The organism is Pseudomonadota bacterium (assembly GCA_039815145.1).
Taxonomy (GTDB): Bacteria; Pseudomonadota; Gammaproteobacteria; order Steroidobacterales; family JBCBZW01; genus JBCBZW01.
Genome location: JBCBZW010000006.1, coordinates 71342 through 97564, shown reverse-complemented (window position 1 = coordinate 97564; position 26223 = coordinate 71342). Strand labels below are relative to the sequence as shown.

At 65.9% G+C, this 26223-nt stretch carries 26 protein-coding genes and 1 tRNA gene; 14 read left to right on the top strand and 13 right to left on the bottom strand.

Annotation, left to right across the window (positions count from 1 at the left end; genetic code table 11):
- The 6 genes from AAF184_03490 to gspC all read right to left on the bottom strand — a co-directional run.
- A partial coding sequence (locus tag AAF184_03490) for an alanine racemase (protein ID MEO0421372.1) occupies window positions 1-1041 on the bottom strand: 1041 nt, incomplete at its 3' end.
- 167 nt (window positions 1042-1208) lie between these two features.
- Window positions 1209-1454 (bottom strand): hypothetical protein, encoded by a 246-nt coding sequence (locus AAF184_03485; GenBank protein ID MEO0421371.1) that lies wholly within the window; start codon window positions 1452-1454, stop codon window positions 1209-1211.
- A gap of 269 nt (window positions 1455-1723) precedes the next feature.
- Window positions 1724-2944 (bottom strand): type II secretion system inner membrane protein GspF, encoded by a 1221-nt coding sequence (gene gspF, locus AAF184_03480; GenBank protein MEO0421370.1) that lies wholly within the window; start codon window positions 2942-2944, stop codon window positions 1724-1726.
- A gap of 6 nt (window positions 2945-2950) precedes the next feature.
- Window positions 2951-4501, bottom strand: coding sequence for a type II secretion system ATPase GspE (gene gspE, locus AAF184_03475; protein MEO0421369.1), 1551 nt, complete (start codon window positions 4499-4501; stop codon window positions 2951-2953).
- A 91-nt stretch (window positions 4502-4592) separates the two neighbouring features.
- Window positions 4593-6677 carry a type II secretion system secretin GspD gene (gene gspD, locus AAF184_03470; protein MEO0421368.1) on the bottom strand — a complete coding sequence of 695 codons (2085 nt, stop codon included), beginning with the start codon at window positions 6675-6677 and terminating at the stop codon, window positions 4593-4595.
- A 53-nt stretch (window positions 6678-6730) separates the two neighbouring features.
- A complete protein-coding gene (gene gspC / locus AAF184_03465; protein ID MEO0421367.1) occupies window positions 6731-7687 on the bottom strand; it encodes a type II secretion system protein GspC in 957 nt (318 codons plus the stop codon).
- Between the two features lie 383 nt (window positions 7688-8070).
- Here gspC and clpS point away from each other — a divergent pair, with 383 nt between their 5' ends.
- Complete coding sequence (gene clpS, locus AAF184_03460) at window positions 8071-8400, top strand: ATP-dependent Clp protease adapter ClpS (GenBank protein MEO0421366.1); 330 nt, start codon at window positions 8071-8073, stop codon at window positions 8398-8400.
- On the top strand, window positions 8401-10665 hold the full coding sequence (gene clpA, locus AAF184_03455) for an ATP-dependent Clp protease ATP-binding subunit ClpA (GenBank protein MEO0421365.1): 2265 nt from the start codon (window positions 8401-8403) through the stop codon (window positions 10663-10665).
- Window positions 10666-10711: 46 nt separating this feature from the next.
- Here the strand turns inward: clpA and infA are convergent, their stop codons facing one another.
- From infA to trxB, 4 genes are all read right to left on the bottom strand, one after another.
- Entirely contained in the window at window positions 10712-10930 is a 219-nt protein-coding gene (gene infA / locus AAF184_03450) for a translation initiation factor IF-1 (GenBank protein MEO0421364.1), read from the bottom strand.
- A 68-nt stretch (window positions 10931-10998) separates the two neighbouring features.
- The gene (aat, locus tag AAF184_03445; GenBank protein ID MEO0421363.1) at window positions 10999-11733 is read right to left on the bottom strand and encodes a leucyl/phenylalanyl-tRNA--protein transferase; all 735 of its coding nucleotides are present in this window, start codon (window positions 11731-11733) and stop codon (window positions 10999-11001) included.
- Complete coding sequence (locus AAF184_03440; protein ID MEO0421362.1) at window positions 11730-12965, bottom strand: GNAT family N-acetyltransferase; 1236 nt, start codon at window positions 12963-12965, stop codon at window positions 11730-11732. The genes aat and AAF184_03440 overlap by 4 nt, the downstream gene beginning before the upstream one ends.
- 3 nt (window positions 12966-12968) lie before the next feature.
- The gene (gene trxB, locus AAF184_03435; protein ID MEO0421361.1) at window positions 12969-13931 is read right to left on the bottom strand and encodes a thioredoxin-disulfide reductase; all 963 of its coding nucleotides are present in this window, start codon (window positions 13929-13931) and stop codon (window positions 12969-12971) included.
- 287 nt (window positions 13932-14218) lie between these two features.
- Here trxB and AAF184_03430 point away from each other — a divergent pair, with 287 nt between their 5' ends.
- From AAF184_03430 to serS, 6 genes are read left to right on the top strand one after another with little or no spacing between them, the layout of a single operon-like run.
- A complete protein-coding gene (locus AAF184_03430) occupies window positions 14219-16483 on the top strand; it encodes a DNA translocase FtsK 4TM domain-containing protein (GenBank protein ID MEO0421360.1) in 2265 nt (754 codons plus the stop codon).
- A complete protein-coding gene (gene lolA / locus AAF184_03425; protein ID MEO0421359.1) occupies window positions 16480-17160 on the top strand; it encodes an outer membrane lipoprotein chaperone LolA in 681 nt (226 codons plus the stop codon). Before AAF184_03430 ends, lolA begins: the two co-directional genes overlap by 4 nt.
- Window positions 17157-17534, top strand: a complete 378-nt coding sequence (locus tag AAF184_03420) for a VanZ family protein (protein ID MEO0421358.1) — start codon at window positions 17157-17159, stop codon at window positions 17532-17534. Before lolA ends, AAF184_03420 begins: the two co-directional genes overlap by 4 nt.
- A complete protein-coding gene (locus tag AAF184_03415) occupies window positions 17531-18832 on the top strand; it encodes a replication-associated recombination protein A (protein MEO0421357.1) in 1302 nt (433 codons plus the stop codon). Before AAF184_03420 ends, AAF184_03415 begins: the two co-directional genes overlap by 4 nt.
- A complete protein-coding gene (gene crcB, locus AAF184_03410; protein ID MEO0421356.1) occupies window positions 18829-19224 on the top strand; it encodes a fluoride efflux transporter CrcB in 396 nt (131 codons plus the stop codon). The genes AAF184_03415 and crcB overlap by 4 nt, the downstream gene beginning before the upstream one ends.
- A gap of 52 nt (window positions 19225-19276) precedes the next feature.
- On the top strand, window positions 19277-20563 hold the full coding sequence (gene serS, locus AAF184_03405) for a serine--tRNA ligase (GenBank protein MEO0421355.1): 1287 nt from the start codon (window positions 19277-19279) through the stop codon (window positions 20561-20563).
- A gap of 4 nt (window positions 20564-20567) precedes the next feature.
- Here serS and AAF184_03400 read toward each other — a convergent pair whose 3' ends face one another.
- On the bottom strand, window positions 20568-20810 hold the full coding sequence (locus AAF184_03400; protein MEO0421354.1) for a hypothetical protein: 243 nt from the start codon (window positions 20808-20810) through the stop codon (window positions 20568-20570).
- A gap of 152 nt (window positions 20811-20962) precedes the next feature.
- Between AAF184_03400 and AAF184_03395 the strand changes: the two genes are divergently transcribed.
- From AAF184_03395 to AAF184_03380, 4 genes are all read left to right on the top strand, one after another.
- Entirely contained in the window at window positions 20963-21568 is a 606-nt protein-coding gene (locus tag AAF184_03395) for a methylthioribulose 1-phosphate dehydratase (protein MEO0421353.1), read from the top strand.
- Window position 21569: 1 nt separating this feature from the next.
- The gene (locus AAF184_03390; GenBank protein ID MEO0421352.1) at window positions 21570-22115 is read left to right on the top strand and encodes a cupin domain-containing protein; all 546 of its coding nucleotides are present in this window, start codon (window positions 21570-21572) and stop codon (window positions 22113-22115) included.
- A gap of 9 nt (window positions 22116-22124) precedes the next feature.
- On the top strand, window positions 22125-22829 hold the full coding sequence (gene mtnC, locus AAF184_03385) for an acireductone synthase (protein MEO0421351.1): 705 nt from the start codon (window positions 22125-22127) through the stop codon (window positions 22827-22829).
- 188 nt (window positions 22830-23017) lie between these two features.
- Complete coding sequence (locus AAF184_03380; GenBank protein ID MEO0421350.1) at window positions 23018-23416, top strand: hypothetical protein; 399 nt, start codon at window positions 23018-23020, stop codon at window positions 23414-23416.
- 96 nt (window positions 23417-23512) lie between these two features.
- Here the strand turns inward: AAF184_03380 and AAF184_03375 are convergent, their stop codons facing one another.
- Window positions 23513-24190, bottom strand: coding sequence for a Bax inhibitor-1/YccA family protein (locus tag AAF184_03375; GenBank protein MEO0421349.1), 678 nt, complete (start codon window positions 24188-24190; stop codon window positions 23513-23515).
- A gap of 255 nt (window positions 24191-24445) precedes the next feature.
- Here AAF184_03375 and AAF184_03370 point away from each other — a divergent pair.
- A tRNA-Ser gene (locus AAF184_03370) sits at window positions 24446-24535 on the top strand.
- Window positions 24536-24552: 17 nt separating this feature from the next.
- On the opposite strand, the gene AAF184_03365 is transcribed toward AAF184_03370, so the two are convergent.
- Window positions 24553-25221, bottom strand: coding sequence for a glutathione S-transferase (locus AAF184_03365; GenBank protein MEO0421348.1), 669 nt, complete (start codon window positions 25219-25221; stop codon window positions 24553-24555).
- Between the two features lie 309 nt (window positions 25222-25530).
- Between AAF184_03365 and AAF184_03360 the strand changes: the two genes are divergently transcribed.
- Window positions 25531-26130: a hypothetical protein gene (locus AAF184_03360; protein MEO0421347.1), complete on the top strand. Its 600-nt coding sequence runs from the start codon at window positions 25531-25533 to the stop codon at window positions 26128-26130.
- The last annotated feature ends 93 nt before the right edge of the window (window positions 26131-26223 follow it).

The window sequence follows — 26223 nt, the reverse complement described above, 5'->3', positions numbered from 1 at the left end:
CAACACGCGCACCTGTGTGCCCACCGGCAGGCGTGCCACCACGTCCGGCCCCTTCACGTGTCCGTGCTCCTGGCTCACCGCGGCCACCCGATAGTCGGGCAGCAATCGACCTGTGGCCGCGTCCGCGAGGAGACCGTAGGCGGTGTCGCGAGTCTGCTTTTCCGTGGAGCGGTCTTGGGAGAGGGCGAGGGCGCCGGCGTCGATGAACACCGTATTGGTGGAGGTGTTCGCGCTGACCACGGTGGCCAGCACGCTGACGGCGATGTCCTCGATGGCGCAGACGCCCAGCCCGTGCTGGAACAGGTCGTTGAACATCCACACGCCGGCGCACAGCTCGTCGACACCGGCCAGGTGTTCTGCGAAGACGGCCACCGGGCTGCCGCCCAGACAGACCGATTCCACCGTGTGCCCCGCCGAACGAAGTCGCTCGGCAGCGCGCACCGTCGCGAGGCGGCATTGCTCGACGATCCGGGTGCCCTCGGCCGCGTCGCGCGCGGCGTAGGTGCGTCCCGCGTAGCCGTACACCCCGCCGAGGCGCACGCTGGCGGCCGGGGCGTCGCGCAGGAGTGAGGCACACTCCAGCAGCGCGTCGGCGTCGGGGGAGAGGCCGCCTCGGTAGCCGTCGCTGTCGATCTCGAACAACACGCGTAGGGGGCCTTCGTGCTCGCTCGTGGGAGCGGACTCGATGAGCTGGCGCAGCGCCTGGGGCGTGTCGACGAGCACGCTCAGGCGAGCGCCTCGCGCGGCGAGGGCGCGGGCCCGGGGGAGCTTGGCCCTACTCAGGGGCAGGGCGTGGAGAATGTCGTGCGCGTCGGCATCGAACAGGTATTCCGCCTCGCGCAGAGTCGACACGGCGATAGGCCCAGGCAGCGCTGCGCTCGCCGATGCTGGCAAGCGCGCCATCACCTGGGCGCATTTGCTGGTCTTCATGTGGGCGCGTAGCTGCACACCCAGGGTGCGCACGCGGCGCGCCATCACATCGATGTTGCGCTCGAGTACGGCGGGCTCGAGTAGCAAACACGGGGTGGGGAGGAGTTCCATGGGCGGCTCCGACAGTGGCCCTGTCGAGCAGCGTAGGCGGTGTCGATGGCTTTCGCCAGTGAGCGGCGTGGGTGAGGGACTACCGGGACGGTAGCCGCCAAAGGGAAAGCGTGTCTGGGGCAGCCGCTCGGTATCGGCTACCCGCGGGAATTCGCTGAGCGGGTGCCTTAGAGCGCGCTCATGTCGAAGTCGTCATCGTCGAACTCTTTGATGGCGCTGCGCAGGCGTTTGCGCTCGATCATCTCCTCGATCGCGGCGCGCGCTGAGCTGGCCGTACGCTTCTTCGGTGCTTCCTCTTGTAGCGACTCGAGTTCCGCGGCGATGGACTCGGGATCGAACAGATCCGTGTCCGTAAAGTCATCGCTCGCTTCTACCTCGAAGTCATCCGAATCGTCGTTGTCCTTCTGCACCATGGCTCTCCCTCGTGTAGCGAGACCCCGACGCACATACGATGCGTTCGAGTGTCGATATACCACGAGTCTGCGGCCGGTGCGATAGTGACTTTATTACGGCGCCGGCCGGCCCCTACGAAGTGCCACTTGTACGGGGGCGACTGGTGTGCAGACGTAGACCTGGATCACAGTTTCGGCGCGCGGTAGGAAGGCGGCACGTGGATCGCGAGCCAGTACGCGTTGAAGACCTATGCGGTGCTTTGGGAGAATCTGTGGCGCCTAGACGACGCCTACCCGACCAGGTTGTTGAGTTCGAAGATCGGTAGGAGGATGGCGATCACGATGATGAGCACGACGCCGCCCATCACCAGCACCAACAGCGGCTGCATGATGCCGAGGAGCGTTGCAATGATCGACTCCATTTCACGCTCCTGATTGCCGGCCGCGCGGTCGAGCATATCCTCTAGCTCACCGCTTGCCTCGCCGCTCTTGATGAGGTGGATCGTCATGGGCGGAAACAGACGGCTACTCGCGAGGGACGCGCCGATCGGCGCCCCCTCGCGAACGCGGGAGGACGCTTCCGCCACGGCCTCGCGCATCGGCACGTTGGTGATCACCTCACCGGAGATGCGAAGCGCATCCAGCACTGGCACACCGCTACCGGCAAGGATGCTGAGCGTGCGGGTGAAACGGGCGGAGTTGGCTCCCCGCACCATTCGACCGAATACCGGAGCCTTCAGTTGCATACGGTGGAAGACGCGCTTGGGGCCTTCCTTCTGGAGCAGCCATCGCGCACCCAAGCCCCCCACCACGAGCAGCACTCCGATGACGACGAGGTTCTCTCGCATGAAATCACTGAGGCCGATCAGAACTCGGGTGAGCAGCGGGAGCTCCTGCGACATGTTGTCGAATACACCGACGACCTGCGGTACCACATAGGTAAGTAGGCCAGTGACGATCATCAGAGAGAGCGCAATAAGGATGATCGGGTAGATCATCGCTTGCTGGACGCTTTGTTGCAGCGCATGCCGGCTCTCGGTGTAGTCCGCCAAGCGTTCCAGCACGCCGTCTAGGTGACCGGAAGACTCACCTGCGGCTACCGTCGCGATGTAGATTTCCGGGAATGCTCGTGGGAAATCACGCAGGCCGTCGGCCAGCGTATGTCCCTCAACAACCCGCGAGCGCACGCCGAGGGTCACTGAGGTAACTCCAGGTTTCTCGGCTTGCTCTCCGACCGCTTGCAGGGCTTCTTCGAGCGGCAGGCCCGAGCGACTCAGCGTAGCCAGCTGCCGGGTCATGAGCGCGAGATCCATCGCTCCCATCGAGCCGGCCCGCTTGCTGCCGCCGCCCGAACTCGCCTTGCCGGCCTTCTCCGCGATCTCCGTGACCTTGACCGGCAGCAGGGCGCGGTCGCGCAGGAGCTGGCGCACCTGGCGTGGGGTGTCGCCCTCTAGGACGCCCTTGCGGTTCTTGCCGTTGGCGTCGACGGCGACGTATTCGAAAGCTCCCACCGGTGCTTAATCCTCGCGAGTGACCCGCAACACCTCTTCCAAGGTGGTGAGGCCCTTTAGCACCAGGCGTCGGCCATCGTCACGAATGCTGATCGTGCGCGTGCGGGCGTGCTTCTCGACTTCCTGCTCGCTGGCGCCGTTGTGGATCAGTGTGCGCATGTGCTCATCCACCAACAGCAGCTCGTAGATACCCGAACGACCGGTGTAACCGCTGTGCTTGCAGGCGGGGCAGCCGACGGGACGGTAGATCGTAGCGGGATCGTCCTCGCTGAGGTTCAGCAGTTCGCGCTCGCGCGGATCCGGCGAGTAGGGTTCCTTGCACTCCGGGCACAGCACGCGCACCAGGCGCTGGGCCAGCACACCGATGAGGCTGGAGGATAGCAGGAAGGGCTCGATGCCGATGTCGTGCAGTCGCGTGACGGCGCCGACCGCCGTGTTCGTATGCAGGGTGGAGAGCACCAGGTGTCCGGTGAGCGACGACTGTACGGCGATCTCCGCCGTTTCCTTGTCGCGGATCTCACCGACCATCACCACGTCAGGGTCCTGGCGCAGGATCGCGCGCAGGCCGCGGGCGAAGGTCATGTCCACCTTGGTGTTGACCTGGGTCTGGCCGATGCCATCGAGGTAGTACTCGATGGGATCTTCCACGGTCATGATGTTGCGGCTGTCGTCGTTGATGCGGGTCAACGACGCGTACAGCGTGGTGGTTTTACCGGACCCGGTGGGCCCGGTGACCAGGATGATGCCGTGGGGCTTGTGGATCAGCTCATCCATGTACTCCATGGTGGCCGTCTCCATGCCGAGGGCCGGCAGGTCGAGGCGTCCTGCCTGCTTGTCCAGCAGACGCATCACCACGCGCTCGCCATGGCCGCAGGGCAGGGTGGAGACGCGAACGTCCACCGCCCGACCCGCGATGCGCACCCCGATGCGACCGTCCTGGGGCAGGCGCTTCTCCGCGATGTCCAGTCGTGCCATCACCTTGATGCGCGAGACCACCAGCGTCGCCACCGCGCGCTTGGACTGCAACACCTCGCGCATCACGCCGTCCACTCGGAAGCGCACGACGAGGCGGTTCTCGAAGGGCTCGATGTGGATATCCGAGGCGTTTTCTTTCACCGCCTCGGTGAGCACGGCGTTGATCAGCTTGATGATCGGCGCGTCGTCGTCGCTCTCGAGCAGGTCCGACGGTTCAGGCAGGGAATCGGCGACGAGGTTGAGGTCCGTCTCGTCGTTCAGGCCCTCCACCATCTGCATGGCGTTGTTCGAGCCGCTCTCGTAGGCCTCGCGCAGGAGTTGGTCGAAGCGCTCGGAGCTCACCCGGGTGGGCACCAGGGGTACGCCGGCGAAGCGTCGTGCTTCGGCCAGGCTGCTGAGGCTCACGCCTTCGCGGCAGTACAGGTGAGCCTTTCCGTCCTCGTAGGCGCTGATCAGCACCCCGTGGCGCTTGGCGAAGGGGAAGGGCAGGTAGCGGTGTTCGCCCGATCCCGTGCTCGCTGCCGGATCGTCCTGCGGCAGCGGTGCGCCGTCGTCGGGCAGTTCGTTCGGATTGACAGCCATGGCAGTTCAAAGACCTCGCAAAACTGTTCGGCGACGAGGCGTCCTGCCCGTCGCCATCGCAGGCGCCCGCGGGCGGGCGCTCAGCCTGTGCTCAGGGGTTACCCGACGGGTTCGGCACCTCGGCCGCCGCGTCGTTGACGGCGCCGCTGATGCCGCGCGAGCGCAGATCGATCAGCGATGGAATCGTCGGCGGGGCCTCACCGCCGAGCAAGCCACCCTTGCGATCGTAGACCGTCTGGCTGCGCACCTGGGTGTACTTCTCGTTGGTCGCCAGCGCCGCCGCTTCCCCGTCTCGCAGGATCCGCGGCTGCACGAACACCATCAGATTACGCTTGTTCCGGTCCGCCGTCCGGGCGCGGAACAGATTCTTGAGCAGCGGCACGCGCCCCAGCACGGGCACGCGCTGTTCGCTCTCGGTGAGGGACTCGTCGATCAGACCGCCCATCACCACCACGCCCCCGTCCTCCACGATGACCTTCTGTGTGATCGTGCGGCGGTTGGTGATGAGGTCCACGGCGCCGGCGGAACCCTGGCTCAGGCTCGAAACCTCGAGTTCGATGTCGAGGATCACCGCATCACCGCGGTTGATCTGCGGGGTGACCTTCAGGGTCAGGCCCACGTCCTGGCGTTGAATGGTCTGGAACGGGTTTACCGCGCCGGTGTTGGCCCCGGTGTTGCTGAAGGAGCCGGTGAGGAACGGCACCTGCTGGCCCACGCTCAGTTCCGCCTCCTCGTTGTCGAGGGTGGTGATCGTGGGGTAGGAGAGGATGTTGGTGCGGGCGTCGCCCTCGAGGGCCGTGAGGAGGGCCGCGAAGCTGGTACCGCCCTCACGGATACGACCAAGGCCGAAGGTCAGGCCGTCCTGCACGAGTCCGGCTGCCTCGGCGGGCACGCCGCCGTCCGCCGCCGCCACGGCGCCGGCCACGTCCACGATGCTGTTGCCGCTCGAGCGGAAGTTGGTGGCACCGGCCGATGCGGCGGTGCTCGTCGCATCGGTGATCCAGGTCACCCCCAGTTCGGCGGAGCGATCGGCGGAGACGTCGACGATGATGGCGTCGAGCACCACCTGGGCGCGGCGGATGTCCAGCTGATCGATCACCGCCTGCAGGGAACGCATGACCTTGGGCGGCGCCGTGATGACCAGTGCGTTGGTGGCCGCATCGGCCCAGATGATGACCCCGCCGCGCTGGGCCGGGCTGCCGCCACCGCCGCCGCCGGCCTGAGCCTGGCCACCGCCGCCGGTGCGGTTTTGCTGTTGCTGCTGGTTAACCTGCTCGGTCAGGCGGCCCGCGAGCTCCTCGGCGTCCGCGTACTGCAGGTAGACCACCTGCGTGTTGCCCCCCTGCTCCAGGGGCGTGTCGAGGTGGGCGATGAGGGTGCGGTAGCGCAGGCGCTCCGTGCGCTCGCCGGAGACGAGGATGCTGTTGGTGCGCTCGTCCGCGATCAGGCTGACCGGCTGCGAGGAGCCGTCGGCGGCGCGCGCGCCGGCCTGGTTCAGGGCGGTCAGGACGCGCACCAGGTCGCCCGCCGTGGCGTGCTCGAGGGTGATGACCTCGATCTCCTCGTCCGAGTCGCGGTCGATGCGCTGGATGATGCGCGAGAGGCGGTAAACGTTGGCCTCGCGATCGGAGATGATCAGCATGTTGGAGGCGGGGTGGGCCGCCAGATGGCCGTACTGGGGCACGAGCGGGCGCAGGATCGGCACCAGCTGGGCGGCGCCCACGTTGTTGACCCGGATCACATGGGTGACGATTTCATCGGAGCGATCGCTCAGGGTGGTTGGCAGGTCCGTGCTCGGCAGCTGGCGGGCGTTGGTGTCCGGCAGCACCTTGATGACGTTGCCCGAGGGGATGGCGACGAAGCCGTTCACCTGCAGCATGGCGAGGAAGGCCTCGTAGAGGGCATCGCTTGGCATCGGTGCGCCGAAGAAGGTCACGGGGCCCTTCACGCGCGCATCCACGATGAAGCTGCGGCCCGTCTCGTTGGCCACGATCTTGATCACGTCCTGCACGTCGACGCCCACGAAGTTGGGCGTGAAGTACTGGTCATCCGTTTGCGAGAAGACGTCAGCGCCCGGGCTCACGAGCAAGAGGAAGATCGCGAGTGCCCAACCGGACCGCGTCGCCTGCGATGAGGGACGAGCGTGGGTGCCGTCGGGGGAGTGTTGCTGACTCATGTAGTGAAGGATTCCGCTGACGTGAAAGGGACGTGTCGACTGGTGCATGGGACTCAGCCCCCGCTGAGGGACGCTTGGCCCGGATCCAGCACGATGGTCTCGGTGCTGCCGTTGCGCTCGACGGTCACGGCGATCGGCACCTGACCCTCGAGCTGCTTGAAGATCTCAAAGCCCCGGTTGGGGTTGTCCAGCGCGGCGCCGTTGATCTGGGTCACCAGGTCACCGGGCCGCAGGCCGAGACGGGCAAAAGCCTGACGGTCCTTGCCGGGGTAGACGCGGTAGCCCTTGAGCTCGCCGCTATCGAACACGGGCTGGGGCCGCAGCAGGTCGCTGAGCTTCACCTGGCCCGCGGCCACCTGGTCCACCAGGCTCTGCACGGAGTCATTTTGCGCCCGGGCCCGCGACGGCGTGCGACGCACGGCGCTGCGTCGGCGCGTCGGCGCCGGGCTGGCGGCGAGGTCGGCGATCTCGGGCAGGGACAGCTTGGTGAGCTGGCCATTCTTGTTGATGCGCACCCACTGGGAGTACACCCCGTCCACCTTGGCCTGCTCGCCTTCCACCTGGTCACCCACCCGGTAGACCGAGGCGCTGTTGCGCGAATTGACGATCACCGCCTGACCGGCTCGGCCGCTGTTGTCCGCCAGTACACCGAGGAGCTTGAGGCTGCGGTCTTCCTGCAGGTCATCGTCCGGGGTGAGGTCCTGCTGCTGCGGAATCGGGGCTGCATCGGGGTTGAACTCGCCGAAGAGGTGGGCGCTCACGATGCCGGCGGCCGATTCCCGCCCCCCAGGCCCCGCGCTGATCGACGTTCCCGCGCTGGCGGCCGGCGGCGCCGCGACCGGCCCGAGGTCTGGCTGGGGCACCAGCAACCACGCGATCTGGCCGAGGTTCCAAGCCACGGCCACGGCCAGTACCAGGGCCACCCAGGGCGGCAACACCTTGGATGCCTGCAGCAACAGCTGATCAGGCGGGGTTTGGCGCAGGCGGTCGATGGCAGGTGCGATGTTCATGGCGTTCCGTCAGACCTGAGGGGGCCCCAGAGGTTCTTGTGTGTGTAACAGGCCCGCCCACGGTCGGCTGACGCAGCCCAAAATTTTATGCGCCACGACCACTTGCCCACAAGCACCGAGGTGCCCGGACTGTGGACCAGTGTCACTCTCGGCACCTCATTCTTGTTGGGAAATATAGCCCTAAAGCGCGCTTTTGCCCGTGTCGCAAGTCGCGTGTGTCAGGGTAAACGCCGCGTTCGGCGAATTGGGTTGCTCCACGCTTCCATATCACCTTGTTTCGCGCTCGCACTGACCCTATAAAGGATTGCGATGAGTATCTCGTCCCACGCCGGCCCTCGCGGCCGACCCTACCCCGCGGCGGCCGCCCGCGGGTGCGATCCAGTATGAGTGAGCTTCCGGAAAATCCGGCAACAGACGATGACTCCGGCGTTCTCGCGCAGGAGCAAGAGCCAGAGACGAAACAGCCACCGCTGTTCCGTGTCGTGCTGCTGAATGATGACTACACGCCGATGGAGTTCGTGGTCGATGTGCTGCAGCGGATTTTCTCGATGGATAGAAGCAAGGCCACCAGGATCATGCTGGAAGTCCACACCCGCGGTCGCGGTGTGTGCGGCGTCTACACCTACGAGATAGCGGAGACCAAGGTCGCGCAGGTGAATGCGTACTCACGCGAACACCAGCATCCGCTGCTCTGCACGATGGAGGAGAGCTGAGTGCTCAGCCGAGAACTCGAGTTCACGATCAACGAGGGCTTCCGCCGCGCGCGGGAGAAGGGCCACGAATTCATTACCGTCGAGCATCTGTTGCTGGCGTTGCTGGATGTGCCGGAAGTGGAGGAGATCCTCCACGCTTGCCGAGCCGACGTGCTGGAGCTCAAGCGTCAGCTGACGGAGTTCATCGACGAGTCGACGCCCGTGGCAGGCACCGAACGGGATCAGGAGGTGCAGCCGACCCTCGGCTTCCAGCGCGTTCTGCAGCGGGCGGTGTTCCACGTGCAGTCGAGTGGCAAGGCCGAGGTGGGGCCCGCCAATGTGCTGGTGGCCATCTTCGGCGAAAAGAAATCTCAGGCGATCCACCTGCTGAATGCTCAGGATGTGAAGCGTCTGGACGTGGTGAACTTCATCTCTCACGGCATCTCGAAGATCGACGATGAGAGCGATCGACCGGCCGCCGAGTCGGGCGAGTCGGAGAAGGACGGGGAGGCGAACCGCAGTCCCCTCGAGAAGTACGCCGTCAATCTCAATCAGCGCGCGGACGAGGGCCGGATCGATCCGCTGATCGGCCGTTCGCTGGAGATCGAGCGCACGGTGCAGATCCTGTGTCGCCGGCGCAAGAACAACCCCCTCTACGTGGGCGAGGCGGGCGTGGGCAAGACCGCCATCGCCGAGGGCCTAGCGCGCAAGATCATCGAGGGCAACGTGCCCGACGTGCTCAGCGACTGCACCATCTACGCCCTGGACCTTGGCTCGCTGATCGCCGGCACGAAGTACCGCGGTGACTTCGAGAAGCGCCTCAAGGGTGTGCTCTCCGAGCTCAAGCGCATCCCCGGGGCCGTGCTCTTCATCGACGAGATCCACACGCTTATCGGCGCCGGAGCAGCTTCGGGCGGGGTGATGGACGCGTCGAACCTGATCAAGCCCGTGCTCGCCAACGGTGAGCTGCGCTGTATTGGTTCCACCACCTACAACGAGTACCGCGCCATCTTCGAGAAGGACCACGCCCTCGCGCGGCGCTTCCAGAAGATCGATGTGCCCGAGCCGAGCATCGACGAGACCGTCGAGATCCTGGTCGGCCTGCAGTCGCGCTTCGAGGAGCACCACTCGGTGACCTACGACTTCGAGGCGCTGAAGGCCGCGGCCGAACTTGCCGCTAAGCACATCAACGATCGCCACCTGCCGGACAAGGCCATCGACGTGATCGACGAGGCGGGCGCCAACGTCCGCCTGCAGCCGCCAGAGTCGCGGGCCACTCAGGTGACCGTGCAGGACATCGAGACCATCGTGGCCAAGGTCGCGCGGATTCCCGCCAAGAGCGTGTCCGCCTCCGATCGGGATCAGCTGCGCACACTCGAGCGTGATCTGAAACTGGTGATCTTCGGCCAGGATCCGGCCATCGCCACCCTGTCCTCAGCGATCAAGATGTCCCGCTCCGGGCTCGGCGATGAGAACAAGCCCGTCGGCTCCTTCCTGTTTGCCGGCCCCACCGGGGTGGGTAAGACGGAGGTCACCCGCCAGCTCGCGATGAGCCTCGGGGTGGAGCTGGTGCGCTTCGACATGTCGGAGTATATGGAACGACACACCGTGTCGCGCCTGATCGGTGCGCCGCCGGGCTACGTCGGCTACGACCAGGGCGGTCTACTTACCGAAGCGATCAACAAGCACCCGCACAGCGTGCTCCTGCTCGATGAGATCGAGAAGGCCCACCCGGATGTGTTCAACCTCCTGCTGCAGGTGATGGACCACGGCACGCTCACGGACAACAACGGGCGTAAGGCCGACTTCCGCCACGTGATCATCGTGATGACCACCAACGCTGGGGCTGCCGAGATGAGTCGCTCGTCGATCGGCTTCACCCAGCAGGATCACACCACCGACGGCATGGAGATCATCCGCAAGCAGTTCACGCCGGAGTTCCGCAACCGCCTCGACGCCATCATCCAGTTCGCTGCGCTGCCGCCGCAGGTGGTGGTGCGCGTGGTGGACAAGCTGCTCCTCGAGCTCGAGACGCAGCTGGAGGACAAGGGCGTGAGCCTGGAGGTCGACGCGGACGCCAAGGCCTGGCTCGGCGAGCACGGCTACGACGAGAAGATGGGGGCCCGCCCCATGGCCCGCCTGATCCAGGACAAGATCAAGCGGCCCCTCGCCGACGAGCTGCTCTTCGGGCGTCTGGCGGACGGCGGTGTCGCCGTGGTCACGGTGGACGACGACGAGCTGTCGATCAGCACTCGCGAAGGCGAGACGCTGTCTCCGGTGACCTGAGGGGTAGGTTCTGGAAGCCGCCGCGGCGCTCTAGCGCCGTCGGCGGTCAGCGAGCGCGGTAAACGATGCGACCCTTGGACAGGTCGTACGGAGTGAGTTCTACCGTTACCGTGTCGCCGGTGAGAATGCGGATGTAGTGCTTGCGCATCTTGCCCGAGATATGAGCGGTCACCACGTGGCCGTTCTCGAGCTCCACCCGAAAGTAGGTATTAGGCAGGGTCTCGAGTACTTTGCCCTGCATCTGAATTGCGTCTTCTTTCGCCATGTGCCTCGTCGTTCTGGGTATGTGGCGGGACGGCATTCTTGCCGAAGGCCGTGCCCTTTGCAAACGGATCAGTCGCCGCTCGGCGGCGACTCAGTGCCCCAGCTGCGCCAGGACTCGACCGGGATATGGGTGCACGCGCGCGCTTCCTCAAGCCAGCGCAGGAAGGTAGAGCGAGAAATACTACGGCTGCCAAGGCTTTGCAGGTGCGAGGAGGGTAGCTGGCAATCGATGAACTGGTAGTCCCGCGCCTGTAGCTGTCGTACCAGACGCACTAGGGCAACCTTCGACGCGTCCGATGCGCGGCTGAACATAGACTCGCCGAAAAACACCCCGCCGAGCGCGACGCCGTACAGTCCGCCCACCAGTTCGCCCTCGTGCCAGGTCTCCACCGAGTGGGCGTGGCCGAGGTCGTGCAAGCGGCAGTACGCCCGGAACATATCGCTGGTGATCCAGGTGTCCGCGCAGGTGCCTCGCGGGGCCGCGCAGCCTTGCATCACCTCGGCGAAGGCTTGGTCGAAGGTGGTGGTGTAGGCGCCATTGCGCTCGCGCTTGGCCAGGCTGCGCGACACCTTGAGCTCATCGAGACGCAGCACCGCGCGCGGATCCGGCGACCACCACAGGATCGGTTGCCCCTCGAACCAGGGAAACACGCCCGCGGCGTAGGCCGCGAGCAGGCGCTCGGGCGAGAGATCGCCGCCGGCCGCGAGCAAGCCTTCCGGCGAGTCGAGGGCATCGTTCGGGTGGGGGAAGGCATCCGGTGGATCCTCCGGCCCGATCCAGTGCAGCTTCGCGGCGCGGGTCATCGCACGGCGTCCTGATCGCCCTGCACGCGGCGGAAGGGGAGGTGTTCGTCGGCGGAGTCCATGTAGCGATCGACGCCGCTGCGCTCGCTCTCGAGGTAGGAGGCGATGGCGTTGGCGAACGCCGGCTCGCCGATCATGTGGCCGGACCAGGTGGCCGTGGGCTCGAAGCCACGGCTCAGCTTGTGCTCACCCTGGGTGCCGGGCTCGAAGCGTTCGATGCCCTCGGCGATGCAGTAGTCGATGCCCTGGTAGTAGCAGGTCTCGAAGTGCAGCGAATGGTAGTCGCCGGCGCAGCCCCAGTAGCGGCCGTAGAGGGTCTTGGCGTCGCGGAAGAAGATCGCCGCCGCTACGGGTTCACCGTCGCGACGGGCCAGGCACACCTGCAGCTGATCGCCCAAGCGCTCGGCCAGCAGGGGGAACAGGCTGGGCGGGAAGTAGGGGTCATGGCCGCGCTTCAAAAAGGTGGACGCGTAGAAGTCGTAGACCTGCTCCCAGGTGCGCTTATCGAGGGTATCGCCGCGGCACCAATCGAAGCGGATGCCTTCCTCTTCCACCCGGCGCCGCTCACGCTTGACCTTCTTTCGCTTGGCCGAAGAGAAGGTGCCTAAGAAATCGTTGAAGTCGGCGTAGTCACGGTTACGCCATTGAAACTGGCAGTCCTTGCGCAGCAGGTAGCCGGCGCTCTCGAGCGCGGCGCGATCAGCGTCCGCCGGAAACAGCAGGTGGAAGGACGACACGCCAAGTTCGCGGATCGCATCGCCGAGCGTGAGGAGCAGGCCTTGGCGCAGCTCCTCGGGGTTGGCGAAGGCATCGGCCGCCGTCTTGCTGAGGAGCAGCCGCGGCCCCGTCACCGGCGTGAAGGGGATCGCGGTCAGGAGCTTGGGGTAGTACTCGCGGCCGTAGCGCCGGTAGGCGTCGGCCCAGGCCCAGTCGAAGACGAACTCACCCCAGGAGTGGTACTTGAGGTAGGTGGGCACCACCGCCAGCACGCGGTTGCCCGCGCCTGGCTCGCGTAGCACCGCGTGGTGCGGCACCCAGCCGGTCGCCTCGCCCACGGTGCCCGAGGCCTCCAGGGCGTGCAGAAAAGGGTAGGAGACGAAGGGCTGATCGCCCGTGTCCAGAGTGGCCCAGACCTCGGGCCCGATCTCTTCCATGCTGCTGGCGAAGCTGAGGCAGTAGGGTGCCGGCGCGGAAGGCGCCGGTGGCGATGTATCGGGCTCGATGGCGGACAAGGGTTACGTTTCTCCTGCCAGATGATCCAGGTAGCGCTCCGCATCGAGCGCCGCCATGCAGCCGGAACCTGCGGAGGTGATCGCTTGACGGTAGACGTGGTCAGCCACATCGCCGGCGGCAAACACGCCCGGCACGCTGGTGGCGGTGGCATCGCCGTCGATGCCGGATTTCACCGTGATGTAGCCGCCGCGCATGTCGAGCTGCCCCTCGAAGATTCCCGTGTTCGGCGTATGACCGATGGCGATGAAGGCGCCCGCCACCTCGATGTCCCGGGTCTTTTCCTCATGAACATCGCGGATCCGAAGGCCGGTGACGCCTTGCTCATCACCTAGTACTTCGTCGACGACGTGATTCCAGACGAGGCGAACTTTGCCCTCTTCAGCGCGGCGCATGAGCTTGTCCTGGAGGATCTTCTCCGCCCGCAGCTTGTCGCGGCGGTGGACCAGGGTGACGCTGCCGGCGATATTCGAGAGGTACAGCGCTTCCTCCACCGCCGTGTTGCCGCCGCCGACCACGGCCACGTCGCGATCGCGGTAGAAGAAGCCGTCGCAGGTGGCGCAGGCGGAGACGCCCATGCCCTTGAACTTCTCCTCCGACTCGAGCCCGAGGTAGCGCGCCGAGGCGCCGGTGGAGATGATCAGCGCATCGCAGGTGTAGACGCCCTGGCCGCTGGTGAGGCGGAAGGGGCGCACGGAGAAATCCACCTCGTCGATGTGATCGAGGACGATCTGCGTCTCGAAGCGCTCGGCGTGCTGGCGCATGCGCTCCATCAAGGCCGGCCCTTGCAGGCCTTCGACGTCGCCGGGCCAGTTGTCCACGTCCGTCGTGGTCATCAGCTGGCCACCTTGCTCGGCGCCGGTGATTAACACGGGGTTCAGGTTGGCGCGGGCAGCATAGACTGCCGCGGCGTAGCCGGCAGGGCCGGAGCCGAGGATGATGAGGCGTGCGTGCTTGATCGGTTCCATGATGTTCGTCTTGCTCAGTGCGTTTGGGCCGTGGGGACCGTACCTTTCCAGCGCGTTGCTGGCCAGGTAGCCCATCGGGCAAAGGGACCAAATTGCGTCATGCGCGACGGGATTCAAGATCGCCGTTGCTGCGACGCGGTAGGCTACCACCCGCCATCGACACGAATGCCGCCGGTCGCTCGCGCGGCCACACTGCACGGATCCCAGTATGTGGGTTTTGCATCAGGCTGTTATGCTGTTCTTTTAGACCAGCACTGAAGATTCAGGGACGATTTTTGATGGTGACCGTGTTCAGAGCGTTGCGCGAAGGCGCCCTTTGGGTACTGGCGGCCCTCGGCGGGCTGCTGATCATCGCGCTCGCCACGTACGATACGCACGACCCCGGGTTCACCTACTCCGGTGATTCGGGGCCCGTCTCCAACGCCGTCGGTCCTGTCGGCGCGGTCATCTCCGACGTGCTCTTCATGCTCTTCGGCACGCCCGCCTACCTGTTCCCCATCATGATCTTCTACGCGGGCTGGCGCATCATCCGCCCGCGCCCTGCCGATGCGCGACCGGAGCGCGGCGTGGTGGCCCTGCGCGTGAGCGGCTTCTTCCTCACCATGTTCACCAGCGCGGCCCTGGCGGCCCTGCACTTCTCCGGTGATGGGATGCCCAGCAGCGCCGGCGGCGTGGTGGGCAACGTGATCGGCGGCACCTTGGCGTCGGGGCTCAGTTTTCTCGGGGCGACGGTACTGCTGCTCGCCCTGTGGCTCACGGCGGTGTCGCTGTTCACGGGTATCTCCTGGATCGCCGTGGTGGATGGGGTGGGCTACGGCTGCCTCTACGTCGTCGACCACGTGCGCGGCGCCTTAAGCGACATGCGCGAGCGGGCCGAGCAGCGCAAGGTGCGCCAGGAGCGGGTGAAGGCGCTCAAGGCCGAAACCAAGCGCCAGGAGAAGCGCCAGGCGCCGCGTATCGAGCCCAGCCTGCCGAAGCCCAAGCCGTCGGAGCGGAATGAGCGCGAGCGCCAACGGCCGCTGTTCGAAAACGTTCAGGCCGGCAGCTTGCCGCCGCTGAATCTGCTCGAGGCCGCGCCCGAGAAAAAAGAGCAGTACTCGGACGAATCGCTGGAAGCGCTGTCGCGCCTGGTCGAGCTCAAGCTGGCCGACTTCGGCATCGCCGTCGAGGTGGTGTCGGTGGCGCCGGGGCCCGTGGTCACGCGCTTCGAGCTGAGTCTGGCGCCGGGGCTCAAGGCCGCGCGAATCACAGCCCTCGCCAAGGACCTGGCGCGCTCCCTCTCGGTGATCAGCGTGCGCGTGCTGGAAGTGATCCCCGGCAAGTCGGTGGTGGGTCTGGAGATACCCAACGAGCAGCGAGAGCTCGTCACCCTAGGTGAGATCCTGAGCAGCGATGCCTACGAGGGCATGAATTCGCCGCTCACCCTGGCGTTAGGCAAGAGTGTGTCCGGGGCGCCGGTGGTGGCGGACCTCGGCCGCATGCCGCACCTGCTGATCGCCGGTACCACCGGCTCCGGTAAGAGTGTGGGCATTAACGCCATGGTGTTGAGTCTGCTGTACAAGGCCACGCCCGAGCAGGTGCGCCTGATCATGGTCGACCCGAAGATGCTGGAACTCTCCGTGTACGAGGGGATCCCTCATCTGCTCGCGCCGGTCGTGACGGACATGAAGGAGGCGGCCAACGCCCTGCGCTGGTGCGTGGCGGAGATGGAGCGTCGCTACCGCCTGATGTCCGCCTTAGGTGTGCGTAATCTCGCGGGCTTCAACCGCAAGGTGCGCGAGGCGGAGGCAGCCGGTGAGCCGATCCTCGATCCCCTGCACCAACCCGATCCCCTGGCGGAAGGACCGGACGAAGCGCCGGCGCTGCAGCCCCTGCCGAGCATCGTGGTGGTGATCGACGAGCTGGCCGACATGATGATGATCGTCGGCAAGAAGGTGGAGGAGCTGATCGCTCGCCTGGCGCAGAAGGCACGCGCGTCCGGAATCCACCTGATCCTGGCTACCCAGCGCCCGTCCGTGGACGTGATCACGGGCCTGATCAAAGCCAACATCCCCACCCGCATCGCGTTCCAGGTGTCCGCTCGCGTCGACTCGCGCACGATCCTCGACCAGATGGGCGCCGAATCGCTCCTCGGCCACGGTGACATGTTGTATCTGCCGCCGGGCACGGCGCTGCCCGAGCGCGTGCACGGCGCATTTGTTGACGATCACGAAGTCCACGCTGTGGTCGAATACCTGGTGCAGTCCGGCACGCCGGACTACATCGACGAGGTGCTCGAGGGGCCGTCGCAGCCGCTGCCGGGGATTTCCGGCGAGGAGCCCGCGGCCAACGACGACCCCGAGCAGGACGCGCTCTACGACGAGGCGGTGGCCATCGTCACGGAGACGCGCAAGGCCTCGATCTCCGGCGTCCAGCGGCGTCTGAAGATCGGCTACAACCGTGCCGCGCGCCTGGTCGAAGCCATGGAGGTGGCCGGCATCGTCGGTCCCCTGGAATCGAACGGCGGGCGCGAAGTGCTCGCCCCACCGCCCCCTAAGGAGTCTTCTCGGTGACCTTGCTGCTTCGTCCCATCGCCGCCATCGGGCTGGCTTGCTTGGCGCTACTCGCCGCCCCCCTGCACGCAGGGACGAGTGCGGATGAACTGGCCGAAGGCGCCGCCGTGTTGGAGGCGTACCTGTCGGATCTCAGCACCGTGCGCGCACGCTTCGTGCAGTCGCTCTACGACGCTGACGGCCAGCTGCTCAGTGAATCGAGCGGCGAGATGTGGCTGCGCCGGCCTGGCCGCTTTCGCTGGGAGTATCGCGATCCCTTTCCCCAGCTGATGGTGGCTGATGGCGAGAAGCTGTGGATCCACGATCCGGACCTCGAGCAGGTGACCGTGCGTTCCCTGGCGAACACGGTGGCGGACACGCCCGCGAGCCTGCTGATCAGCGACGAGGATTACCGCGACGACTTCGTCATCACCAACACCCAGCCCGGTCCCGATCCCGGCGTGCTGGCGATTCGCCTGGAGCCTCAGGGCGGTGGATCTGGTGACTTCGAATACCTGGCCCTGCGCTTTCGCGAGGGCGAACTCGAGCGCATGGAAGCGGTGGATCGCCTCGATCAGCTCACACGCATCGACTTCAGTCAGGTGAAGCGTGGAGGGCGTTTGCCCGCCAAGCGCTTTCGCTTCGAGCCGCCCAAGGGCGCGGACGTCATCGACCAGAGCGACGACGCCGACTCGTGAGACCCCTGCGCTGGGCACGCGCCTGGCTGACCGGTGGCATCGCCCTCGTGCTGCTGGTGGTGTTCTTGAGCGTGCGTCCGAGCTCGGAACCGCTTTCGAGTGTGGAGCACTCGGACAAGTTCGCCCATCTGCTCGCGTACGGCGCCCTGGCCCTATGGTTCTCAGGGGTTTTTCGCACGCCTGGCTCCCTACTCGTGGCCGGCGCGCTCATCGCGCTCGGGATCGCTCTGGAGGGGGTGCAAGCGCTGTTGCCCACACGGTCGGTCGATGTCGGCGATGTCCTCGCCAACGCTCTGGGCGTCGGGCTCGGGGTTGCCGCCGGGGCCATGGGGCTTGGCGGGTGGTGCCGATGGATTGAAAATCGCGTGCTATGAGCACGATTCCTCCCGACCCCGCCCGCGCGCCATTGGCCGAGCGCATGCGCCCGCGCGCCTTGAGCGAAGTGACCGGCCAGGGCCACCTGCTGGCCGAGGGGCGCCCACTGCAGGCGATGCTGAGCGGTGGCTATCTGCACTCCTGCATCCTCTGGGGGCCACCGGGCACCGGCAAGACGACGCTGGCGAGATTGCTCGCCGATCAGGCGAACGCGCGCTTCGTTGCCCTCTCGGCGGTGATGGCGGGGGTCAAGGACATCCGCGCGGCGATGGACGAGGCCCGCCGTGCGACGCAACCGACGATCCTGTTCCTGGACGAGGTGCATCGCTTCAACAAGTCGCAGCAGGATGCCTTCCTGCCCTACGTGGAAGACGGCACCGTCGTGTTCGTCGGCGCCACCACTGAGAATCCCGCCTTCGAACTGAACAACGCCTTGCTCTCGCGGGCGCGCGTGTACGTGCTGAAGTCCCTCGACGGCGAGGCCCTGGAGAGCCTGCTGGCCCGCGCCCTGACCACGCCATCGCGCGGCCTCGGCGACAGCGGGGTCGAGGCCGCCGACGGCGCCCTGGCCCAGATCGCGCGCTACGCCGACGGCGACGCGCGGCGGGCCCTCGGCGTGCTGGAGGTGGCGGTTCAGGTGGCACTGGCGCAAGGTCGAGCCCTCGACGACAACGTGCTGGAAGTGGTCCTGACCGAGGGGACACGCCGCTTCGACAAGGGCGGTGATGCCTTCTACGACATCGTCTCCGCCCTGCACAAGTCCGTGCGCGGCAGCGATCCCGACGCCGCCCTGTACTGGTTTGCTCGTCTGTTGGACGGGGGCTGCGATCCGCGTTACCTGGCCCGGCGCCTGGTCCGCATCGCGAGCGAGGATATCGGCAACGCGGATCCGCGCGCGCTGGCCATGACCCTGGACGCCGCGGCGGCCTACGATCGCCTCGGCTCCCCCGAGGGCGAACTCGCCCTGGCCCAGGCCCTGGTGTTCATGGCCTGCGCGGCGAAGAGCAACGCCGTCTACACGGCCTTCGGGCAGGCCCGCAAAGACGTGCAACGCCACGGCAGCGCGCCCGTCCCAGATCACCTGCGCAACGCGCCCACACGCCTCGCCAAGGCGCAGGGGCATGGCAAGGGGTACCGCTACGATCACGACACGCCCGAGGGCGTCGCCTTCGAGCAGACGCATTTCCCTGAGGACATGGCCCCCCGTAGCTACTATCATCCCGTGCCTCGCGGCTTGGAGATTCGCATCAGCGAACGCCTGGCCGAATTGCGTTCACGGCGAGGCCGTAAGCCATGATCGCGCCGAAGGCGCTGGCACTGGTGGCCCTCGGCGGGGCCCTGGGGGCCAGTGGCCGCTACGTCACCACCTTGGCGATGCAAGCGTGGCTGGGGCGGGCGTTCCCCTGGGGCACGCTCAGCGTGAACGTGATCGGCAGCTTCGCGATGGGCATCGCCTTCGTGGCCCTTGCCGCGCTCGGCGACGAGCAGCGCGCCAACGAGGGGCGCTTGCTGTTGATGACCGGCGTGCTCGGCGGCTTCACCACCTTCTCCGCCTTCTCCCTGGAGACCTTGGCGCTGATGGAGCAGGGTGAGTGGACACGCTCGGTGGCGAACGTGGGCGTGAGCGTGGCCCTGTGTTTGGCCGCCACCTTCGCTGGCCTGGCCCTCGCTCGCCAGTGGAGCCCGTGAGCGCCGCGCGCGGTAGATGACGATAACCCGCTTCTAAGGAGAAGCCCCCGACATGTTGGATCCCAAGCGTTTGCGTCAGGACATCGACGCGGTCGCCGCTAATCTCGCCCAGCGTGGCTTCACCCTCGACACTGCGGCCTTCGCGGCCATCGAGGAGCGCCGTAAGACCGCCCAGGTGGAGGTGGATCGCCTGCGTGCCGAGCGCAACAGCCGTTCCAAGGGCATCGGCAGGGCCAAGGCCCAGGGCGAGGACATCGCGCCCTTGCTGGCCGAGGTGGAGTCCTTGGGCGACCAGCTCTCCGCCGCCGAGACTGAACTCGGCACCCTGCGCGAGGAGCTCGACGGCTTGCAGCTCGGCTTACCTAACACCACCCATGAGTCGGTGCCGCAGGGCAAGGACGAGGATGAGAACGTGGAGGTGTCTCGCTACGGCGAGCCGCCGACCCTCGATTTCGAGCCGCGCGACCATGTGGACGTGGGCGCGGCCCTGGGCGGTATGGATTTCGATCGTGCCGCGGCCCTCTCCGGCTCGCGCTACGTCGTGCTGTCCGGTGCCCTGGCCAGCCTGCACCGCGCCCTCGCGCAGTTCATGCTGAACCTGCACACGGCGGAGCACGGTTACCGGGAAGCCTACGTGCCCTATATCGTGGAGGCACCGGCGCTGCTCGGCACGGGACAGCTGCCGAAGTTTGCCGAGGATCTGTTCCAGCTCGAAGGCGGCAGCGGCGAGCGCTTCCTGATCCCTACGGCGGAGGTGCCGCTCACCAATCTCTACCGAGAACGCATCGTCGACGCGGCGGAGCTGCCCGTCCGCCTGTGTGCACACACGCCGAGCTTCCGCTCCGAGGCCGGCAGCTACGGCCGCGACACGCGCGGCATGATCCGCCAGCATCAGTTCGACAAGGTGGAGCTGGTGCACGTGGTGCACCCCGACGATTCCTACGAGGCGCTCGAAGCGCTGACCTCCCATGCGGAGGAAGTGCTGAAGCGCCTGGGACTCGCCTACCGCAAGGTGGCGCTGTGCACCGGCGACATCGGTTTCGCCGCCGCCAAGACCTACGACCTGGAGGTGTGGCTGCCGAGCCAGGGCAAGTACCGGGAGATCTCCTCCTGCAGCAACTGCACCGACTTCCAGGCGCGGCGCATGCAGGCGCGGTTCCGTCCCGCGGGGGGCGGTAAGCCGGAGCTGGTGCACACCTTGAACGGCTCGGGTGTCGCCGTCGGACGGGCGTTGGTGGCCGTGCTGGAGAACTACCAGCAGGCGGACGGATCGGTGGTTGTGCCTGAGGTGCTACGCCCCTACCTGGGCGGTCTGGAGCACTTGCCTGCGGTGGCGTAGCGTCCTAGTGGTGGTGATGATGGCTGTGCGGCGGTTCGCCGTTGAGCTTTCCGCACTTGCCGCAGCGGATGATCACGCCGTGGGCGTCGTGATGGGGCACGTTGACCAATAGCTTCGTTCGGCAGCTGCCGCAGCGGTAGGTCTCATCGCCGCCGCCTTCGCGCACCGGTGAGCCGGCGCTGTGCTCCAGCACCTCGGCCGAGCCGGCCTGGCTTTCCGTCAGGATGACCATGTGGAACTGGGGCATTCGGGGACTCCGTGCGGCTGGGGGGCTGGCGCGCCCCGATCTGCTCAGCATAGAGCAATGATGCGGGCTGCAGAAGGAAGCGGACTGCGGATGGGATCGCTCACGGCATCGGGGTGGGCTGCCCGTCGGGGCAACGGAGGTATGCTCTAGCCATGAATCTCGCGCAAGCCAGTGAGGCCCTCGTCGCCGCCGGACGCACGATCGATGGGCGCGGTTGGGTCCCCGCGACCAGCGGCAACTTCTCCGTCCGATTAGACGACGGCGACCTCGCGATCACCGCTTCGGGTCGCCACAAGGGCCAGTTGACGGTCGACGACATCATGCGCGTCGACCTCGCGGGTGAGTCACCCGAGGGCCGTCGCCCCTCAGCCGAGACCGGTCTTCACACGCAGCTGTATCGGCGCGACCCGAAGATCGGCACGGTCCTCCACACCCATTCGCTAGGAGCGACCGTCGCCTCTATGCACCATCGCTCGCCGCTGCGCTTCGAGGGACTCGAAATCCTCAAGGCATTCACGGGCATCACCACCCACGAGGTGGCCGTGGACATCCCGATCTTCGCCAACGATCAACGCATCGATCGCCTCGCCGAGGCCGTCGACCGCCACATGGATGAGGCAGGTATCGGCGTTGCCTATTTGATCGCTGGCCACGGCCTCTACACCTGGGCGCCGGATCTCCCCACGTGCTTGCGCCACCTCGAGGCGCTCGAGTATCTGTTCGACTACCTACGCTGTTCACCGACTGAGGCAACCTGATATGTGTGAGCTCGCCCGCTATAGCGACTCGGACGCCGACACCCCGCTCGAACGCACCACGGACTTCGCCCGTGCCCAAGCGCTGCTGAGCGAGCGCGGAGTACGCCTGGAGCAATGGGACACGGAGACGTCGATCACGGCGGGCGCCGACCCCGATGCGGTGCTCGCCGCGTACCGTGCGCAGATCGATCGCCTAGTTGCGGCCGAGGGCTACCAGAGCGTGGACGTGGTGAGCATTCACCCCGAGCACCCGGACCGCGCCGTCATGCGAGAGAAGTTCCTGGCCGAACACACGCACGCAGAAGATGAGGTGCGCTTCTTCGTGGACGGGCAGGGCCTGTTCACGCTGCACCTGGGCGAGGAGGTGTTCGAGGTGTTGTGTGAGCGCGGGGAGCTGATCAGCGTGCCCGCGAATACGCCCCATTGGTTCGACATGGGGCCGCGTCCGAGCTTCGTCGCCGTGCGCCTGTTCAACAACCCCGAAGGCTGGGTCGCCCACTTCACCGGCAGCGACATCGCCGATCGCTTCCATCGCCTCGAGAACTGAGGACGAGCCTTGCGCAACATCATCACCGATGTGGAAGGCACGACGAGCTCCCTTAGCTTCGTCAAGGAGGTGCTCTTTCCCTTCGCGGCGGCTGCGTTGCCCGCCTTCGTCCGCGAGCACGCGGAACGCCCCGACGTGCGGCGTTGCCTCGAGGATGCCGCCTCTACCGCCGGGTTGTCATCCGGCGATCAGGAGGCCGTGATCGGCCAGCTCCTGGCGTGGATCGCGGAGGACGTCAAGGTGACGGCCCTGAAGTCCCTGCAGGGGTTGATCTGGGAGTCGGGCTACCGCGAGGGTGCCTACCGTGCTCATCTCTACGAGGATGCTGCCGAGTGCCTGCGTCGCTGGCATGGCGAGGGGCGCAAGCTGTACGTTTACTCCTCAGGGTCAGTGCAGGCTCAGGAGCTGTTCTTTCGCCACAGCATTTACGGTGACCTAAGCGGCTTGTTCAGCGGTCACTTCGACACGCGAGTCGGTGCCAAGGGTGAGGCGGAGTCCTACACGCAGATTTGCCGACAGGCCGGGCTCACGCCTGGTGAGAGCCTGTTCTTATCCGATGTGGAAGCGGAGCTTGATGCGGCCCGGGAGATTGGGCTCGCTACCGTGCGCCTGTGTCGACGGGAGGACTACGACAAGGGGCCCGCTGAGGTGACCTCCGCGCATCCGGTGGTGGATGGCTTTGATGCTATCCCGGAGCACCTGCTCGGCAGTTGAGGCCGAGGGGGCGCACCTGCGGTTCGCTGCGTCGGCAATCGTAGAGCGGCCCATCACCGCCTGGAATTCTAGAAAGTCACGCTGGTAGCGTGATGCTCAACGGCCTGCGATGACGCTAGGTAGAGCTCGGGGCGCATTTTTCCGGACACCCGTGCGTTCCCCCTCATCAAAGGTATTGGAGGAAGCACATGAGGCATCGTTCGGCTGGCGTGACGCTGGTTCTGATAGGGGCACTGGTCGCCGGGTGCACGGGCCCCGCCGGGCCGGAGGGGCCGGCCGGCCCTGCCGGTGCGCCCGGCGCGCCAGGCGCTCCCGGGGTAGCGGGCTATGAGGTGGTAGTCGGCGAGACTGCGCTCGATTCTACGGTGACCAAGCAGCTCCAGGTTGATTGCCCAGTAGGGAAGAAGGCCCTCGGCGCCGGTTGGGCCGTGCTGGACCCGACGAGCGCCATCCTCGACGGCCGAGCGACCTACTTTGAGCCCGCCTTCGACGGTTCACACTGGTTGGTGAATGCGCAGAATCGAAGCGATTTCGCACCCGACTGGAAACTGCGAGTTCGAGTGGTCTGCGCGAGCGTCGGTGGCTAGACCTGATGCAACCGAACTGACAAAGAAAAAGCGCCGGCGGACCTCTCCGCCGGCGCTTTCGTTACTGAGCGGGCTCGTCAGGCGCCCGCCGTAGACCTAGTCCTCGCCGCTGAACGCCATCAGCAGGTGCAGCAGGGACATGAACATGTTGTAGATCGACACCCAGAGCGTGATCGTCGCGAGGATGTAGTTGCGCTCGCCGCCGTTGATGATCTCTCCGGTCTGATACAGGATCAGGCCCGCTGAGAGCAGCAGGAAGGCAGAGGACACCACCAGCGAGAGGGTGCTCAGGTGGAAGATCATCGCGACTAGACCTAACAGGAAGGCGCCCAGGATGCCCACCGTCAGGAAGCCACGCATGAAGCTGAAGTCCCGGCGGGAGGTGATCGCATAGGCGCTTAGGCCGAGGAACGAGACGCCGGTGATGCCGAAGGCGGTCATGATCATCTCGCTGCCGCCGGGTACGCGCGCTACGGCACCTAGCAGTGGCCCAAGGGTGAAGCCCATGAAGCCCGTTAGCAGGAAGATGAAGACCAGGCCGAGCGGACTCTCGGACGTCTTCGAGGTGGCGAACAGCAACACGAAGTAGCCGATCAGCGTGACCCAGGGCCCGAAGTAGGGAACCCCAATGCTGGCGGCAAGGTAGGCGCAGCCGGCCGTGCACAGCAGTGTCATTGCCAGCAGCCAATAGGTGTTGCGGAGCACCTTGTTCGTGGCGAGCGCGCTCTCGCTCGGAATGGATGCCGTTGAAGTGGCGTGCCGAAGTTCGGCCATCGGTGATCACCTCCTAGCGGTGAGATTGTTCCTACCGTTGGACATTACCACGTGAGCCCATGTTCCGCCGCTATGGGTGACCTGTAATTCCGGTGAAAATGGCCTCGGAGTGCGGCCGTGGTCGGCGCTGGGGCGAGGGACGGCGGGGGCGTCGATGGACTGGGGTTGCGGGAAAATCTCCGTCGGGTCAGCGACCTGGGTGGTTGCGTTGCGGCGCGGGGGTCGCGACAATTCGCCCTCGGCTCGGCGCTCGCCGGAGGGGTGGCAGAGCGGTTGAATGCACTGGTCTTGAAAACCAGCAAGGGGTAATTCCCTTCGTGGGTTCGAATCCCACCCCCTCCGCCATCCTGACCAAGCCGTCCCTAGGTGGGCACCACCACCATTTGCGCATTTCCTACCTTCGCCTTCGCCGCCCTGAGGCTCGGCTCCTCGTGAATGCGGGCCAACCACGCGTGGCAGTTCGGGTAGGCGGCCGTCAGATGCCCCCTCATCTTGCTGGCCTCCATCGCGTAGCTCATGACGATGTCCGCGGCGCTAAGGGCATCCCCACCGAACCACGGGGCGTGGTCGAGGTCGCGTTCCGCCTTCTTCAGAATCAGCTGCAGGCGCGGCCGCAGGAATCCGTCCACGGCGCGGTTGAGCACCAGGATGACGAGGGGCTTCAGAAAGAACGGCACCCGCTGGCGGATGAAGGTGAAGAAGGTCTCGATCATCATCAACGGTGTTAGGGAGCCCTGACCCGTGTGGAACCAGAACAGATAGCGCGCTCGATGGGGCGCGTCGGCGACGGGACGCAGTTGGTTGTTGGGGTGGCGATCGAGCAGGTAGTCGATGATGGCGTTGGTCTCGGCCAGCACGAGATCACCGTCGGTGATCACCGGTGCCGTGCCGAGCGGGGAGAGGTCCTTGTAGGCCGGTGGTGCGAGCAGGTTCTCAGGGTCTCGCTCGTAGGTGATGAGCTCGTACGGTGCGCCGATCGCCTCCAGCAGCCACAGGATACGAAAGGACTGCGAGTACTCGAGGTGGTGCACGGTGAGCAAGCCGAAGACTCCTTAACGAGGGGCGAGAAGGCGGGGCGAATTGGGGGTGGAGGCGAGCCCTAAAGATGTCGCGTGGCATGAGCCGTTGGCTTGCCGAGCGGTGCTAAAGGAGCGTGTCTTCAGGTGATAGATCAACGGATTCAGCCAAATGGGTGACGTGATTCGCGCCAACTCCGACATAATTTGAGCTTCGCGATGTCTGCTGCCTCTAACAGGATACTATTATCGAATACGTCGCTGCGGCACGTCGGAGGCACTGGGCCTTCGCGGCACTAAACAACGGAAACGCGGAGAACGCATATGCCGATCGCACGTTTGTACGAAACAGAGCAGCAAGCTCACGATGCTGCGCAAAAGCTCAGCAGCAGCAACGCCGGTGGCTCGATTCACGTGATCACGCCGACCTCCGGTGGTGATGCGGTAGCGGAATTGACCGGCGCGGGCGTCGATGCCGGTGACGCTGCAGCGTACGCCGCCGCCGTGGCCGGCGGTAAGTCAGTGGTCACGGCGAGTGCCCCCTTCGGTCAAGGCGTCGTGGTCAAGTCCGTACTCGACGAATTCAACCCTGTGCCCATGGCACTGCCGAGCAAGCGACGCGAGGCGAGCTCACGCTACACGCCGTTCTCCGAAGCGCTGGCGCTGAACTTGCTCACCAATCGCACGCAGGTGATGGGCTTTTGGGGCCGGGAGCTGAAGCGCCCCGACGTGACTCGCTTCGGATTTCCCCGTCTGCAGCGCAACTACAACCTGAGCTTTGGTATCGCGCGCCTGAACCGCAAGTACAACTGGAGCTTCGGTATCCCCCGCCTGCAGCGCAACTACAACCTGAGCTTCGGCATCCCGCGGATCCAGCGTAACTACAACTGGAGCTTCGGCATCCCGCGGCTGATTCACCGCTAAGCTGGCGCTAACACGTCGGCGCCTTCGTACACCTCGCGTATGCAAGGCTACGGCAGTGAGAGCGCTGGGCCGCTTGTCTGGGGACGCACCCAT